Origin of the sequence: Bradyrhizobium sp. ORS 375 (assembly GCF_000239775.1) — a bacterium.
In the GTDB taxonomy this organism is placed as follows: domain Bacteria; phylum Pseudomonadota; class Alphaproteobacteria; order Rhizobiales; family Xanthobacteraceae; genus Bradyrhizobium.
On record NZ_CAFI01000179.1, the window covers coordinates 1 to 14,055 of the forward strand.

15 protein-coding genes and 1 pseudogene are annotated in these 14,055 nt (G+C 65.0%); 15 read left to right on the forward strand and 1 reads right to left on the reverse strand.

The features are described 5' to 3' along the window. Window positions 1–38 precede the first annotated feature (38 nt). Window positions 39–557, reverse strand: a complete 519-nt coding sequence (locus BRAO375_RS15445) for a winged helix-turn-helix transcriptional regulator (RefSeq protein WP_009028399.1) — start codon at window positions 555–557, stop codon at window positions 39–41. A 104-nt stretch (window positions 558–661) separates the two neighbouring features. Here BRAO375_RS15445 and BRAO375_RS15450 point away from each other — a divergent pair, with 104 nt between their 5' ends. The 15 genes and pseudogenes from BRAO375_RS15450 to BRAO375_RS15520 all read left to right on the forward strand — a co-directional run. Continuing rightward, window positions 662–1,213 carry a dihydrofolate reductase family protein gene (locus BRAO375_RS15450; RefSeq protein WP_035640491.1) on the forward strand — a complete coding sequence of 184 codons (552 nt, stop codon included), beginning with the start codon at window positions 662–664 and terminating at the stop codon, window positions 1,211–1,213. A 126-nt stretch (window positions 1,214–1,339) separates the two neighbouring features. Then, window positions 1,340–1,996, forward strand: a complete 657-nt coding sequence (locus BRAO375_RS15455) for a glutathione S-transferase family protein (protein WP_009028401.1) — start codon at window positions 1,340–1,342, stop codon at window positions 1,994–1,996. Between the two features lie 105 nt (window positions 1,997–2,101). Continuing rightward, a complete protein-coding gene (locus BRAO375_RS15460) occupies window positions 2,102–2,515 on the forward strand; it encodes a YciI family protein (protein ID WP_009028402.1) in 414 nt (137 codons plus the stop codon). A 32-nt stretch (window positions 2,516–2,547) separates the two neighbouring features. Further along, entirely contained in the window at window positions 2,548–2,964 is a 417-nt protein-coding gene (locus tag BRAO375_RS15465; RefSeq protein ID WP_009028403.1) for a YciI family protein, read from the forward strand. Window positions 2,965–2,994: 30 nt separating this feature from the next. Continuing rightward, a complete protein-coding gene (locus BRAO375_RS15470; protein WP_009028404.1) occupies window positions 2,995–3,363 on the forward strand; it encodes a YciI family protein in 369 nt (122 codons plus the stop codon). A 348-nt stretch (window positions 3,364–3,711) separates the two neighbouring features. Further along, window positions 3,712–4,437, forward strand: a complete 726-nt coding sequence (locus BRAO375_RS15475; RefSeq protein WP_009028405.1) for a TetR/AcrR family transcriptional regulator — start codon at window positions 3,712–3,714, stop codon at window positions 4,435–4,437. Window positions 4,438–4,566: 129 nt separating this feature from the next. Further along, a complete protein-coding gene (locus BRAO375_RS15480) occupies window positions 4,567–5,052 on the forward strand; it encodes a DUF2852 domain-containing protein (RefSeq protein WP_035640496.1) in 486 nt (161 codons plus the stop codon). Between the two features lie 475 nt (window positions 5,053–5,527). Beyond that, complete coding sequence (gene tolQ / locus BRAO375_RS15485) at window positions 5,528–6,211, forward strand: protein TolQ (RefSeq protein ID WP_035640499.1); 684 nt, start codon at window positions 5,528–5,530, stop codon at window positions 6,209–6,211. Between the two features lie 39 nt (window positions 6,212–6,250). Next, window positions 6,251–6,730 (forward strand): ExbD/TolR family protein, encoded by a 480-nt coding sequence (locus BRAO375_RS15490; protein ID WP_035640502.1) that lies wholly within the window; start codon window positions 6,251–6,253, stop codon window positions 6,728–6,730. Next, window positions 6,727–7,737: a cell envelope integrity protein TolA gene (gene tolA, locus BRAO375_RS15495; protein ID WP_009028409.1), complete on the forward strand. Its 1,011-nt coding sequence runs from the start codon at window positions 6,727–6,729 to the stop codon at window positions 7,735–7,737. Before BRAO375_RS15490 ends, tolA begins: the two co-directional genes overlap by 4 nt. 38 nt (window positions 7,738–7,775) lie before the next feature. Next, on the forward strand, window positions 7,776–9,134 hold the full coding sequence (gene tolB, locus BRAO375_RS15500; protein ID WP_052536095.1) for a Tol-Pal system beta propeller repeat protein TolB: 1,359 nt from the start codon (window positions 7,776–7,778) through the stop codon (window positions 9,132–9,134). Window positions 9,135–9,386: 252 nt separating this feature from the next. Continuing rightward, window positions 9,387–11,726, forward strand: coding sequence for a putative bifunctional diguanylate cyclase/phosphodiesterase (locus BRAO375_RS15505; protein ID WP_009028411.1), 2,340 nt, complete (start codon window positions 9,387–9,389; stop codon window positions 11,724–11,726). 288 nt (window positions 11,727–12,014) lie between these two features. Next, a complete protein-coding gene (locus BRAO375_RS15510; protein ID WP_175345324.1) occupies window positions 12,015–12,737 on the forward strand; it encodes an N-acyl amino acid synthase FeeM domain-containing protein in 723 nt (240 codons plus the stop codon). A gap of 280 nt (window positions 12,738–13,017) precedes the next feature. Beyond that, window positions 13,018–13,512, forward strand: coding sequence for a peptidoglycan-associated lipoprotein Pal (gene pal / locus BRAO375_RS15515; protein WP_035640505.1), 495 nt, complete (start codon window positions 13,018–13,020; stop codon window positions 13,510–13,512). 174 nt (window positions 13,513–13,686) lie between these two features. Then, window positions 13,687–14,055: pseudogene (locus BRAO375_RS15520) on the forward strand (tol-pal system protein YbgF); the annotation flags it as partial.

Sequence of the window (14,055 nt, forward strand, 5' to 3'; positions counted from 1 at the left end):
GGTGGTCGTGGCGGTGCGGAGAGTGTCGCTGAGAGCGGTCACGCCGTGCGAGCGTCGGCTTTCTTGGCAGCAACCACCTTTTCATACGCCGCCTGCAGTCGCTGGCCGACACTGGGTCCGGCCTTCCTGCGCCGTTTCACGCCGAGATGAATCTCGCGCAGCTCGTCCATGAACTCGGCCCACATTGTCGGTCCGCCTTCCATCAACAGCTTGGCGCGGATGCCGAGCTCATCCGAGACCGGCAGATATTTGTAACCCCAGCCGGCCATCTGAGCGAGGATCGGCAACAGCTCGATGCCCTGCTCGGTCAGCGAATAGATGCCCTTCTGCTTGTGGCTCGGATCGTCCTCGCGGCTGATGATGCCGGCGGCGAGCAGCGTCTTCAGCCGGTCGGCGAGGATGTTCGAGGAGATGCCCTCGATGGAGCCGCCGAGCAGCTCGCGATAATGCCGGCGATTGCCGAACATCAGATCGCGGATGATGAGCAGGCTCCATTTGTCGCCGACCACCTCGAGGGTGAGGTTGATCGGGCAGCCGGAGCGCTGAGGATCGGACATCGGATTTCCGTGAGCGTCGTCGCCAACAAACTGCTTGCAATATTGCATCGGTCTCGGCATTCTCCAACTGCTTGCAAAACGAAAGCAGTCAGGGAGGGGCGCCGATGGCGAGGCTGGTGATGTGGAACATGATGACCCTCGACGGCATGGTCGCGGGCGCGAGTGGCGACATTTCCTGGCACGAGGACGTCTGGGGGCCTGAGCTGGAGCGGTTCTCCGAGGCGCAGCTGCAGGAAGCTGGCGGGCTGCTGTTCGGGCGCGTGACCTACGATCTCATGGCGGGCTACTGGCCGACGCAGCAGGGCGTGATCGCGGAGTTCATGAACGCGATCCCGAAATATGTCGCCTCGCGCAAACTGTCCGATCTCGCATGGTCCAACGCGCATCTGCTGGGCCAGCAGCCTGCGGCCGAGGTCGACAGACTCAAGAAGGCAACGGCGAAACAGCTGTTCCTGTTCGGCAGCGCGGATTTCGCCGCCACGCTGATGACGCATGATCTGATCGACGAGTATCGAATCGCGATCAATCCGCGCGTGCTCGGCGGCGGAGCGCCGCTGTTCAAGCCGGGGCAGGCGAAGAAGCTGCGACTGATCGATAGCCGCGCGCTGTCGTCTGGCGTCGTGATCGTGCGCTTTGTACCAGCGCGGGAGGGGTGAGCGTCCATCCCGGCGTGCTGCTTGTTTGTTTCTCCGTCATGCCCCGGGGAGAGGAGCGCGCTGTCCGTGCTGCGGGGAGTCGGGGTTCGATGAAAGCGGTTCTTTGTCACCTCTCAGGAGTAACCCATGTCCCTCACCCTCTACTATCATCCTCTGTCGTCGTTCTGCTGGAAGGTGCTGATCGCGTTGTACGAGAACGACACTCCGTTCACGCCGAAGCTGATCAATCTTGGCGATGCGGACGAGCGTGCGGCGTTCGTGAAGCTGTGGCCGGTCGGCAAGTTTCCGGTACTGTGCGACGAGCAGCGTCAGCGCACGATTCCGGAGTCGAGCATCATCATCGAATATCTCGACCAGCACTTCGGCGGCGCGACGCGCTTCATCCCCGACGATCCTGATCTGGCACTGCGGACGCGGTTGCGCGATCGTTTTCTCGATCTCTATCTGCACATGCCGACGCAAACCGTCGTGTTTGACCGGCTGCGGCCAGGCGATGCGCGCGATCCCCTGGGCGTCGCCGAGGCGAGGACGCGGCTGCGAACGTCCTATGCGATGCTCGAGGCCGAGCTGCCGTCGGACGGCTGGGCGATGGGCGATCACTTCACGCTGGCGGATTGCGCAGCCCTGCCGGCGTTGTTCTACGCCGAGAAAGTGGAACCGTTCGGCGGCGAGCTGGCGAAGGTGCCGGCCTATCTCGCGCGCCTCAAGGCGCGGCGATCCGTTGCGCGCGTTCTCGCCGAGGCCGAGCCCTATTTCGACATGTTCCCGCGCGAGCCCGGCTGAGCGCGCCTCTTCGCAAAAATAATTGCCCCGCGATGTCGGCAGGCCTGATCGCCGATCGTCTTTCTGAGAGCAGGGAGACCTACCGCAGCATCAGGGAGAGTGACCATGCGGTTCATGGTGATCGTGAAGGCGACCCGGGACACCGAAGCCGGAGTCCTGCCGACCACGGAGGAATTCGCGGCGATGGGCCGGTTCAACGAGGAGCTGGTCAAGGCCGGCATGATGGAGGCGGGCGAGGGGCTGCATCCGACGGCCAAAGGCGCGCGCATCGCGTTCTCCAATGGAACGGCGCAGGTGACACGCGGGCCGTTCGACTACACGAGCGATCTCACCGGCGGCTTCTGGATGCTCAAGGCGCGCTCGCTCGACGAGGTGATCGATCACATGAAGCGAGCGCCATTCCCGAGCGGCGAGATCGAGATCCGGCAAGTGTATGCGGACGATGATTTCGGCGAGACCTTCACCCCCGAGCTGCGCGAGCGCGTCGAGCGGCTGCGGGCGCAGGCCGGAAAGGGCTGAGCCCGCGACCGTCGTCAGGAGGAGCAGAAGTCATGCGATTCATGATGCTGATGATCCCGCTCGGCTATGAGAGCGCATCGCCAGATGTGCAGCTCGATCCCGACCGCGTGGCGGCCATGATGCGCTACAATCAGGCGCTGCAGGACGCTGGCGTGCTGATCACGCTGGAGGGCCTGCACCCGCCGTCGCTGGGCGCACGGGTGTCGTTCCCCGGCGGCAAGCCTGTCGTCACCGACGGTCCGTTCGCCGAGGCCAAGGAGGTGCTCGGCGGCTATTGGATGATCGAGGTCGGCTCGCGCGAGGAGGCGATCGCCTGGGCGAGGCAATGCCCGGCCTCCGAAAACGAGATCATCGAGATCCGCCAGGTTCAGGAGATGTCGGATTTTTCCGACGAGGTGCAGCAGGCCGCGGCCGGCTTTTCCGAGCTGCCGCATGCCGGCCGCGCCTGATCAGTTCGTTTCAACAAGGAGGGATGTGCAATGAGCGACAACCACAACACCTATCTCGCCGTGTTTCTCGGCAGCCGGACCAGTCCGTCATGGCAGGCCTGGGAGGCCCTGTCGGAGACGGAGCGGAACGCGCGGGGACAGCAGGGCATGGCGGCCTGGCACGCCTGGGTCGACACCCACAAGGACGCGATCGTGGCGATGGGCGGGCCGCTCGGCAAGACCAAGCGCGTCGACAAGGGCGGCGTCAACGACATCGCCAACGAGATGGGCGCGTTCACGGTGGTTCGCGCTGGCTCGCATGAGGATGCGGCGAAGATGTTCGTCAATCATCCGCACTTCGCGATCTTCCCCGGCGAGCGGGTCGAGATCATGCCGGTGCTGCCGATCCCGGGCGGTTAGAGCCCCCACCGCGGCCAACTGCCAGCAATCCTGCATCTTGCAAGCCCCGGTGCGACCCTCGCCTGGAGGGGGAGGGTCGGTTCGGATCCGCGCAGTGGATGCGAGCCGGGGTGGGGTGACGGACGATCCTCATGCTCGATGCTGATGATTGCGCTGGTCGAGGCGACTGCAGGTCGGAGCGTCTCATGCTGACCTTCCCCCCGGAGCCCACCCCACCGCGATCACCCGCTTCGCGCGCGATCGACCTCCCCCTCCAGGGGAGGGTGGCACCTGTTGCGCGGCGGGCTGATCCACCGTTCCGAAAAGTCTCTGGTGTCTTCCGCCCCGGCTCATGTAAAAGCCCTTCACATGAGCTGGCGCAAGGAGCAGCGCCGCGCCGAGCGCGGCTATCATCACGGCAACCTCAAGGAGGCGCTGCTGCAGGCGGCGCTCGACCTGATCGCACAGAAGGGGGCTGCCGGCTTCACCTTCGCCGATGCCGCGCGCATGGCCGGCGTCAGTCCCGCCGCGCCGTACCGGCATTTCCGCGATCGCGACGAGCTGCTGTCGAGCATCGCCCAGCGCGGCTTCGAGCAGTTCGAGTCCCAGCTTTCGGCCGCCTGGGACGATGGCCGTCCCGATACCGTTACGGCGTTCGAGCGCGTCGGCAAGGCCTATCTCGCCTTCGCCCGATCGGAGCCTGCGTTCTATTCGGCGATGTTCGAATCCGGCGTGCCGGCAGACTCGACGGCCGGTCTCATGGCTGCGGGCGAGCGCGCCTTCGGCGTGATCCGTGCCGCCGCCGAGCGGCTGGCCGCACTGGCGCCGCCCGGCGTGCCCAGGCCGCCGGCGATGATGATGGCGCTGCACATCTGGTCGATGGCGCATGGCATCGCCTCGCTGTTCGCCCGCGGCGACGCGGCGCGCCGCAAGCTGCCGATGTCGCCGGAGGAGCTGCTGGAAGCCGAGGTGCTGATCTATCTGCGCGGCCTCGGCTTCAACACCGACCGCCAGGCGGCGACGAAGCCGGCGGCCGAGCCGCCGCCGCTGCCGGACGACGACAAGCCGGCGGGGCCGTGGGGCCGGCCGAAATAAGGTTCAACGAAGCGTGAAAAAGATTCCGGGCGGCGCGTCAGGCGGCCGCCTTGACAAAAACAAGGGTTGAGTTAGCTATGTAAATGTTATTTACATTCACACGGCATGGCGCCGCGAATGGAGAGGGAGATGGCCTACACCGCAGATGTCAATCGTTGGCGCGGTTCGGAGGAGGAGCAGAGGTACCGGCCCCACATGATGGAGTCGCCCTGGCATCCCGGCTGGATCGCCGTGACCGTGCTCGGCTTCATCATCTGGTGGCCGATCGGACTTGCCCTTCTCTTTTTCACACTCGGGAGCAGAAAGATGGCGTGCTGGAACGGCGGTGATCGCTGGGCGAACAAGATGGAGCGGATGCAGTGGAAGATGGACCGCATGCGCGACAAGATGGAGCGCCGCGGTTTCGGGTTCGGCTTCTCGCAGCCCGCCTCGAGCGGCAATCGCGCCTTCGATGAATACCGCATGGAGACGCTGCGCCGGCTCGAGGAGGAGCAGCAGGAGTTCCGCGACTTCCTGACCCGGCTGCGCCACGCCAAGGACAAGGAGGAGTTCGACGCCTTCATGGCCCAGCACAAGCCGCGTCCGACCCCGCCGAACGACCAGCCCCAGAACTGAACCGTCGCTGATCGGCACCCGACCCTGACGCCGCAGGGCTTTCAGCCCCCGCCCTGACGGCACGAGACGCCCGCCCGCGGTCCCGCTGGCGGGCGTCTTGCGTTTCGGGATACCGTTCGGCTGCGGCGGCTCGCCGCTGCCGGTCGGTGACCGTGTTCCAGCGGAACCCGCAAGCGCCTGATCACAAAGGCTCTATCTGGCTGTCCCGGCTCGGCCTTTGACCTCCGTGGATGTCCGCGGTAACCCCGCCTTAACCCCGGAGGGGGTTTGGTTAAGGGGCGCTTACGCGCGCCACGAGCCCTTGTTTTGACACGTTGGCAGAGGATGCAGGCCGCTTATGGCTTCGGCGGGCCTCTTAAAGCGATCAGTTCAGGGTTTTCTTGCGTAGGCGCTTTCGCCGCGACGGCGTTCGCCGTGGAACGGCGGATGCATGGTCCCGGGACGACCGGGATGGTTGGTTGAGAGGATATTGCGGATGACTGGCGACGGCACCGGCCTGTCCCTGATCGAATTGTTCGCCAACGCGGGCTGGGTGGTCCGGATCATCATGCTCGGCCTGATCTCCTGCTCGGTCTGGGTGTGGGCGATCGCGATCGACAAGATGTTCCTGTTCTCGCGCACCCGCCGCTCGATGGACCGCTTCGAGCAGGCGTTCTGGTCCGGCGAGTCGATCGAGGAATTGTATCGGGTGCTGTCGGCCAAGCCGACGCAGTCGATGGCGGCCTGCTTCGTGGCGGCGATGCGGGAATGGAAGCGCTCGTTCGAGGGCCATGCGCGCTCCTTTGCCGGCCTGCAGATGCGCATCGAGAAGGTGATGAACGTGTCGATCGCGCGCGAGGTGGAACGGCTGGAGCGCCGTCTGCTGGTGCTCGCGACCGTCGGCTCCGCCGGCCCGTTCGTCGGCCTGTTCGGCACCGTCTGGGGCATCATGACGAGCTTTCAGTCGATCGCGGCGTCGAAGAACACCTCGCTGGCGGTGGTCGCTCCGGGCATCGCGGAGGCGCTGTTCGCCACCGCCATCGGCCTGATCGCGGCCATCCCGGCGACGATTTTCTACAACAAGTTCTCCTCCGAGGTGAACCGGCAGGCGCAGCGCCTGGAAGGCTTCGCGGATGAATTTTCGGCCATCCTGTCCCGTCAGATCGACGAGCGGGGATGAGGGCAGGTATAGTGGCGTCCGGATCGTGAGTACCAGAACATGGGCATGAGCATGGGCAGCGCGTCCGGCGGCGGTGGCCGCCGCGGGCGGCGCAGGGCGCAGGTGATGGCGGAGATCAACGTCACGCCGATGGTCGACGTCATGCTGGTGCTGCTGATCATCTTCATGGTCGCGGCGCCCTTGCTCACCGTGAACATCCAGGTCGATCTGCCGCAGGCGCAGGGCGGCTCGGCCTCGACCGCCGACGCCAAGCCGCCGCTCGAGGTGACCGTGAAGAAGACCGGCGGCGGCTGCGCCTCCAAGGTCGACGTCTATCTCGGCGAGACGCCGATCGCGATCAACGAGCTCGGGCCGAAGATCAAGGCGATGAAGGACGCCGGCGCAGGCGGACCCGACAATGTCGTCAAGATCCGCGGCGACCGCGACGCCTGCTACTCCGACATGATGAAGGTGCTGGGGCTTGCCCGCGATGCCGGCTATCGCGCCAGCATCGTCGTGCTGCCGGAACAGGGCTCATGACGTCAAAAGACCTCATGCACTTCCTGCGGACGCGGCAGAGCACGGTTCTGTCCGTGGGCGCGCACGTTCTCGTGCTGTGTGTGAGTCTGTTCAGCTTCTCGGCCCGGCCGATGGTGGTGCCGCCGGAGGATTTGGTGCCGGTCGACGTGATCTCCGAGGACAACATCTCCAAAGCCAAGGCCGGTGCGCTCAGCGGCAAGAAGGACGCGCAGAAGCTGCTGGCCGACAAGATCGGCGAGAAGAAGCCGACCGAGGACATCGTCGGCAAGGTCGATCCCAAGCAGGTCACCGAGACCGACGCCGCCCCGACGCCGCAGCCCAAGCCGGAGAAGCCGGTCGAGAAGAAGCCCGATCCGCCGAAACCGGTCGAGAAGCAGCCGGACACGCCGAAGCCGGTCGCCGAAAAGAAGCCGGATCCGCCGAAGCCCGCGCCGGCCGAGAAGCCGAAGCCGGAAGAGAAGAAGCCCGATCCGTTCAATCCGGATCAGATTGCCAGCGTGCTCAATAAGGACAAGCCGAAGCAGCCGCCGAAGCCGCAGCAGAGCGCGGCCGCGACGCCCGAGCCGCCGAAGCACAAGAGCGAACGCAAGTTCGACGCCGAGAAGATGGCGAGCCTGATCAATCAGAAGGACCCGACACGGCAGGCCGTGACGGGGGCCGAACTGAATGCCAATGCGGCGCTGGGCACAGCGCGCGGTACGGCGGCGCAGAATGCGGCGAGCTGGGTGGCGCTGTTCCAGCAGCAGGTCAACCGGTGCTGGAAGCCGCCTTATACCAGCGTCGACGCCAATCCCGTCGTCGCGTTCAATGTGCGGCTGCGCCGCGACGGCACACTCGATGGACCGCCCGTTCCCGTCGGCGCGGCCAATACGCCGTTTCTGCAGTCGTATCGCGACAGCGCCCAGCGCGCGATCATCGCCTGCGCGCCCTACAATCTGCCGGCCCAGTACTACGATGATTGGAGCTATTTCCAGCCCGTCTTCAACGAAGACGCACGGCGGACGTAACGAGGTCTATGGTTGTCCTCATGAAGCGAATTCACGATATGAACAAATCCTCCGAACTGCGCCGCTCGCTCATCTCGCCCACCAGGCGTGAGCTGATCGCGGGGGCCGTCGCGCTCGGCGCTGCCGGGATCGGCGCGCCGCGCTTCGCCATGGCGCAGAAGCAGGTCCCGATTCAGCCGGGCGAATTCGCGCCGATCCCGATCGCGATTCCGCCCTTCGTGCCGGGCGGCGCGGGCGACGGCGACGTCGCCAACGGCATCGCGCAGGTGATCAACAACAACCTCAAGCGCAGCGGCCTGTTCGCGCCGGTCGATCCGGCGGCGTTCCCCGAGCGCATCAGCAATTTCGACGCGCCGCCGCAGCTCGCGAGCTGGCGGCCGCTCAACATCCAGGGGCTCGTCACCGGCCGCGCCACGCGGCAGCCGGACGGCCGGCTCAAGGCCGAGTTCCGGCTCTGGGACCCGGTCTCCGGCCAGCAGCGCACCGGCCAGCAATATGTGACCGCGCCGGAATATTGGCGCCGCATCTCCCATATCATCTCGGATCAGATCTACACCGCCATGACCGGCGAGAAAGGCTATTTCGACAGCCGCGTCGTGTTCGTCGACGAGAGCGGGCCGTCGGAGCGGCGGGTCAAGCGGCTGGCGCTGATGGACCAGGACGGCGCCAATGTCCGCTATCTCACGCGTGGCTCCGATCTCGTGCTGACGCCGCGGTTCTCGCCGTCCAGCCAGGAAATCACCTATATGGAGTTCGGGCAGGGCGACCCGAGGGTCTATCTGTTCAACATCGAGACCGGCCAGCGCGAGATCGTCGGCAATTTTCCGGGCATGTCGTTCTCGCCGCGGTTCTCGCCGGACGGCCAGCGCATCATTCTCAGCCTGCAGCAGGGCGGCAATTCCAACCTGTTCGTGATGGACCTGCGCTCGCGCACCACCACGCGCCTCACAGACACGCCAGCGATCGACACGTCGCCGTGCTACTCGCCGGATGGCAGCCAGATCTGTTTCGAGTCGGATCGCGGCGGCAAGCCGCAGATCTACGTGATGTCGGCGAACGGCGGCAACGCGCAGCGTATCTCGTTCGGCGAGGGCAGCTACTCGACCCCGGTGTGGTCGCCGCGCGGTGACTATATCGCCTTCACCAAGCAGGGCGGCGGCCAGTTCGCGATCGGCATCATGAAGACCGACGGCTCGGGCGAGCGCATCCTCACCTCCGGCTTCCACAACGAGGGCCCGACCTTCGCGCCCAACGGCCGCGTGCTGATGTTCTTCCGCGATCCCGGCGGCACCGCAGGTCCCTCGCTGTATACGATCGACGTCTCCGGCCGCTTCGAGCAGAAGGTTCCGACGCCCGGCTATGCGTCGGATCCGGCCTGGTCGCCGCTGTTGTCGTGACGGGACGGCGGGCCCGCCCAGGGCCCGCTAACGCCCCGGTGGACGCGATTTCCTGGGGCACGCGATGCGTGTTGTCGAAAAAAATAGAACCATTCGTTGCAGCAGCTGGGTAGTGTTTGCCTAGTTCGCTGAATTTTCGAGCGAATTCCCATAGTTCGCGGCGAAGGCAACGCTCCGCTAACGATGTTCGCTCAGAAAGACTTCATCTGCGAACGGTAATGTTTGCGCACCGAACCGAACGCGTGCGTCCGAATGCAGCTTGCCAGCCAGAACAGAGAAGACGATCGAAAGTTGTCGCCCGCCATCCAGGCGGCTCTCGTCGACTCTCTCTTCCAGGATCCCGGTCCGATGTTTGCCGGCGCACTCTGCGCCGCCATCGCGGCTGTCATGACCGCAATCAAGAGCGGCGATGCCAATCTGTGGCCATGCGCGGTCATGCTCATCGTCGCCGGCGGGCTTCGCTCGCTCGACATGCGCTACTACCGCCACCTCTGCGACAGCGGGCGGCTGACGCAGGAGGCGGTGGCGCGCTGGGAGATCCGCTATCAGATCGGCGCGATGCTGTATGCGCTCGTGCTCGGCGTCTGGTGCGTCGTGGCCGTGGTCGACAACAGCGACCCGGTCGTGCACCTGATCGCGATCGCAGTCACGCTCTGCTACATGTCGGCGGGGGCGGGGCGGACCTACGGCCGTCCTTGGATCTTCCACGTCCAGATCCTGCTGGCCTGCGGACCCCTGGCCCTGGCGCTCGCGCTGCACGGCAGTCCCTACTACATGGGGCTGGCGGCGTTCTGCCTGCTGTTCTTCCTCTCGCTGAAGCACATCTCGACCAACCTGCAGCGCATCTTCGTGCAGGCCTTCGTGGCGCGCGAGGGCGAGGCGGCGCTTGCCAAGCAGTTCGACACCGCCCTCAACAACATGCCGCACGGGCTGTGCATGTTCGGTCCGGACGGACGTCTGGCCGTCATGAACCACCGCTTCGGCGAGATGATGAGCCTGCCGGGCGACATCCTTCAGCGTGGCGGCAAGGCGGCCGACATCATCAATGCCTGCGTCATCTCCGGTGCGATCTCGGCCTCCAGCGGCCGCATGATCCTGTCCGAGATCGAGCACACCAAGACGCACAACATCATCACCAGCGATCCCGACATCGTGCGCGACCGCTCGCTGTCCTGGACCTTCCAGCCGATGGCCGATGGCGGCGCGGTGGTCCTGCTCGAGGACATCACCGAGCGTCAACATGCCGAGGCCAGGATCTCGCACCTCGCCCGCTACGACGAGCTCACGACCCTGCCGAACCGCGTCAGCTTCCGCGACGAGATCGAGCGCCTGCTCAAGATCCCGCAGCGCCATGGCGAGCTGTCGGCGCTGCTATTCGTCGATCTCGACCGCTTCAAGCAGGTCAACGACACCCTCGGCCATCCCTGCGGCGACCAGCTGCTGTGCGCGGTGTCCGAGCGGCTGCGCGACATGCTGCGTCCCGAGGATTTCGTCGCCCGTTTCGGCGGCGACGAGTTCGTCGTGTTCCAGCGCAACATCCGATCCAATGACGACGCCGCGGTGCTGGCGCGCCGCATCGTCGACCAGCTCAGCGAGCGCTATAAGATCGACAATCACCTGGTCGAGATCGGCGCCAGCGTCGGCATCGCCATGACGGCGCCTGGGATCAGCGCCGACACGCTGCTCAAGAACGCCGACATGGCGCTGTACCGCGCCAAGGCCGAGGGCCGCGGCACGTTCTGCTTCTTCCGCGACGAGCTCGCCCAGACCGTCGAGGCGCGCCGCATCCTCGAGCTCGATTTGCGCAAGGCGCTGGCGAGCGAGGAGTTCGAGCTGTTCTATCAGCCGCTGGTGAATCTGAAGTCCGGCAAGATCTCGACCTGCGAGGCGCTGCTGCGCTGGAACCATCCGGTGCGCGGCACGGTGTCGCCGGTCGACATCATCCCGGTCGCGGAGGACATGGGCCTGATCGTCGATCTCGGCCGCTGGATCCTGCGCAAGGCCTGTCTGGAGTGCATGAAGTGGCCGGAGGCGGTGAGCGTCGCCGTCAACTTCTCGCCGCAGCAGTTCCACCAGCGCGACGTGCTCAGCGAGGTGCGCTACGCGCTCGAAGTCTCGGGCCTGCCGCCGCACCGCCTGGAGATCGAGATCACCGAATCCTCGCTGCTGCGCAACACGCAGCTGACCCACGACGTGCTGTCGCAGCTGCATATGCTCGGCGTGCGGATCTCGCTCGACGATTTCGGCACCGGCTATTCGAGCCTCAGCTATCTGCACAACTTCCCGCTGGAGAAGGTCAAGATCGACCGCTCGTTCCTGGAAGGGATCGACAGCGACCGGCCGCTGACATTGCTGCGCGGCGTCGCCCGGCTGTCAGCGGATCTCGGCATGTCGGTCGTCGTCGAGGGCATCGAGACCAACGAGCAACTGGAGCTGGTCAGCGTCGACGGCACGGTCACCGAGGCCCAGGGCTATCTGTTCAGCCGGCCGGTGCCCGCCGTGCGGATTCGCCAGCTGCTGAATGCCTCGCATGGGCGACGGACAATGGACGAGCCGCTCGCAGCCATCGGCGGCACGCGCTCGATCGCCTGACCATCTGCTCTGCCTCCAGAACATGGCTGCGCGCACAGCCATGCGGGACAACCGGACGTCGTATCAGGTGAGGGCAGGACGCGCGTATGCCACGCGAATTCGTTTCGGATTGGCACGTAGTTGCTCCGAAGCGAACCCGCGCGGTCCCGCAGGCCCCAGGTTAAGTGACGGTTGTGGCACCGGGATTCTACGTGCCGTTAACTGTGTACCGGCGAAAGCTTTGCATCCCAATTAACGCACTGTTAATCTCACAATTGCTCGTAAGAGTTGTGTGGAAAGGGATTGCGAATGAAGTCGGCGGCTAAAGTGACTGCCGTTGCTGATCAGAAGTTGGATGCGCTCGACAACGTGGATTATCGGCTGGCTCTCACCGCCGAGGACAAGGACGAGATCTACCGGCTGCGCTACCGCGCATATTTGCGCGAGGGAGCCATTCTCCCCTCGGTCAGCGAGCGCGTCACGGACGAGTACGACGATCTGCCCAACAGCTTCATCTTCGGCGTCTACGTCAATGGTGAACTCTACAGCTCGATCCGCATCAGCGTGCTCAACTCGCAATGGCGCCGGTCGCTGTCGTCGGACATGTTCGCCGACCTGCTGCATCCGGAGCTCGATCGCGGCAAGGTCATCATCGATCCGACCCGGTTCGTGGCCGACTACGAGAAGGCACGGCTGTTTCCGGCGCTGCCTTATGTGACCGTCCGGCTTGGCTACGTCGCCTGCGCCCATTTCAACGCCGACATCGGTCTCGCCAATGTGCGGCCGGAACATCGTGCCTTCTACAAGAAGGTGTTCCTGCAGGAGCCGTGGGGCGAGCCGCGGCTCTACTCCGGCCTGACCAAGCCGGTCGGGCTCGTGGCGGCCCACTATCCGCGGATCCGCGATCGCGTGTTCCAGCGCTTCCCGTTCATGCGCTCCAGCGCGTTCGAACGGCGCATGCTGTTCGACCGGCCGGCTCCCGACGCGTTCAGCGATTCGTTCAGAATCCAGCCCGTTGCCAAAGCCGGCTGACCGTCCGGCCCCCATCGCAGCGAACCCGGCTGTTCGGCGGGTTCAATCTGCGACTTTCCCGCAAGAATCAGCGAAAAAGCGCCTTGCTCAAGGCGCGCCGCCGCTTGCCTTCACCCTGGCGCCACATTTACAACCCATTAACCATCAGGGTCGCTTTTTCGGGTTTCATTAGCATTTGACGGGGTTCGGCAAGACCCCATCAAGGTTGACGGAACGTTCGCTTAACCATCGCCCTGTAGACCGGATGGCAGTCTAGAACGTGAGCGTGGAGGCTCCGGGAATGAAATATCAGATGCGTATCCTCCAGGGATTGAAGTTGGCTGCCGTGCTCGCGGTTGCTCTCTCCATGGGCGCTTGCGCCAACAAGAGCCTGACCGACGCCAATGCCATGGCGGGCGGCGCGGCGGCCCCGGGCAGCCAGCAGGATTTCGTGGTCAACGTCGGCGACCGCGTGTTCTTCGAGAGCGATCAGACCGATCTCACGCCGCAAGCGATCGCCACTCTCGAGAAGCAGGCGCAATGGCTGCAGAGCTATCCGCGCTACTCCTTCACGATCGAAGGTCATGCCGACGAGCGCGGCACCCGCGAATACAACATCGCCCTCGGCGCGCGCCGGGCGCAGTCGGTCCGCAACTTCCTGGTCTCGCGTGGCATCGATCAGAGCCGCATGCGCACGATCTCGTATGGCAAGGAGCGGCCGGTCGCGGTCTGCAACGACATCTCCTGCTGGTCGCAGAATCGTCGTGCGGTCACCGTGCTGAACGCAAGTTCATAAAGCTGAACAAACTGGTTGCTGATGAAGCCGGCGTCGGAGATCGACGCCGGCTTCATCTTTTTGTCTTCGCTTGAACGTCATTTGTCTCTATTGCCGTTCTGCCGTACAGCCCGCCCCATAGGGCTATGATTTCCAACCTCTCGCCGATCCGGTCGTCAGGGCAGCATGTCGTTCATGTCTCTTTCCAGGAGCGCAGCCGCGGTTGTCGCGGCGCTCGTCGTCATTTCCTCGCAGACCTTATCGACGCGGGCGTTCGCCCAGGTCGATGACGATCCGGAGATCCGGATCCAGCGGCTCGAGAACCAGCTCCGGCAGCTGACCGGCCAGAACGAGGAGCTGCAATATCGCAATCGTCAGCTCCAGGAGCAGCTGCGCCAGCTACAGAGCGGCGCGCCGCCTGCCGCTCCCGCCGCGCAGCCGACCGTGGCGGCTCCGCCGCCGACCCAAATCACGCCGTCCCAGCCCGGCTACGGCCAGCCGCAGCCGCAATATGGCCAGCAGCAGCCGGCCTATCCGCAGCAGCAGCCAGGCTATCCGCCCGCG

Coding starts and splice junctions, on each gene's coding strand:
- tolB (WP_052536095.1), top strand. CDS start 7,776: ATGAACAAATCCTCCGAACTGCGCCGCTCGCTCATCTCGCCCACCAGG.
- BRAO375_RS15450 (WP_035640491.1), top strand. CDS start 662: ATGGCGAGGCTGGTGATGTGGAACATGATGACCCTCGACGGCATGGTC.
- BRAO375_RS15510 (WP_175345324.1), top strand. CDS start 12,015: ATGAAGTCGGCGGCTAAAGTGACTGCCGTTGCTGATCAGAAGTTGGAT.
- BRAO375_RS15445 (WP_009028399.1), bottom strand. CDS start 557: ATGTCCGATCCTCAGCGCTCCGGCTGCCCGATCAACCTCACCCTCGAG.
- tolA (WP_009028409.1), top strand. CDS start 6,727: ATGACGTCAAAAGACCTCATGCACTTCCTGCGGACGCGGCAGAGCACG.
- BRAO375_RS15475 (WP_009028405.1), top strand. CDS start 3,712: ATGAGCTGGCGCAAGGAGCAGCGCCGCGCCGAGCGCGGCTATCATCAC.
- BRAO375_RS15465 (WP_009028403.1), top strand. CDS start 2,548: ATGCGATTCATGATGCTGATGATCCCGCTCGGCTATGAGAGCGCATCG.
- BRAO375_RS15505 (WP_009028411.1), top strand. CDS start 9,387: ATGCAGCTTGCCAGCCAGAACAGAGAAGACGATCGAAAGTTGTCGCCC.
- BRAO375_RS15480 (WP_035640496.1), top strand. CDS start 4,567: ATGGCCTACACCGCAGATGTCAATCGTTGGCGCGGTTCGGAGGAGGAG.
- BRAO375_RS15490 (WP_035640502.1), top strand. CDS start 6,251: ATGGGCATGAGCATGGGCAGCGCGTCCGGCGGCGGTGGCCGCCGCGGG.
- pal (WP_035640505.1), top strand. CDS start 13,018: ATGAAATATCAGATGCGTATCCTCCAGGGATTGAAGTTGGCTGCCGTG.
- BRAO375_RS15455 (WP_009028401.1), top strand. CDS start 1,340: ATGTCCCTCACCCTCTACTATCATCCTCTGTCGTCGTTCTGCTGGAAG.
- BRAO375_RS15470 (WP_009028404.1), top strand. CDS start 2,995: ATGAGCGACAACCACAACACCTATCTCGCCGTGTTTCTCGGCAGCCGG.
- BRAO375_RS15460 (WP_009028402.1), top strand. CDS start 2,102: ATGCGGTTCATGGTGATCGTGAAGGCGACCCGGGACACCGAAGCCGGA.
- tolQ (WP_035640499.1), top strand. CDS start 5,528: ATGACTGGCGACGGCACCGGCCTGTCCCTGATCGAATTGTTCGCCAAC.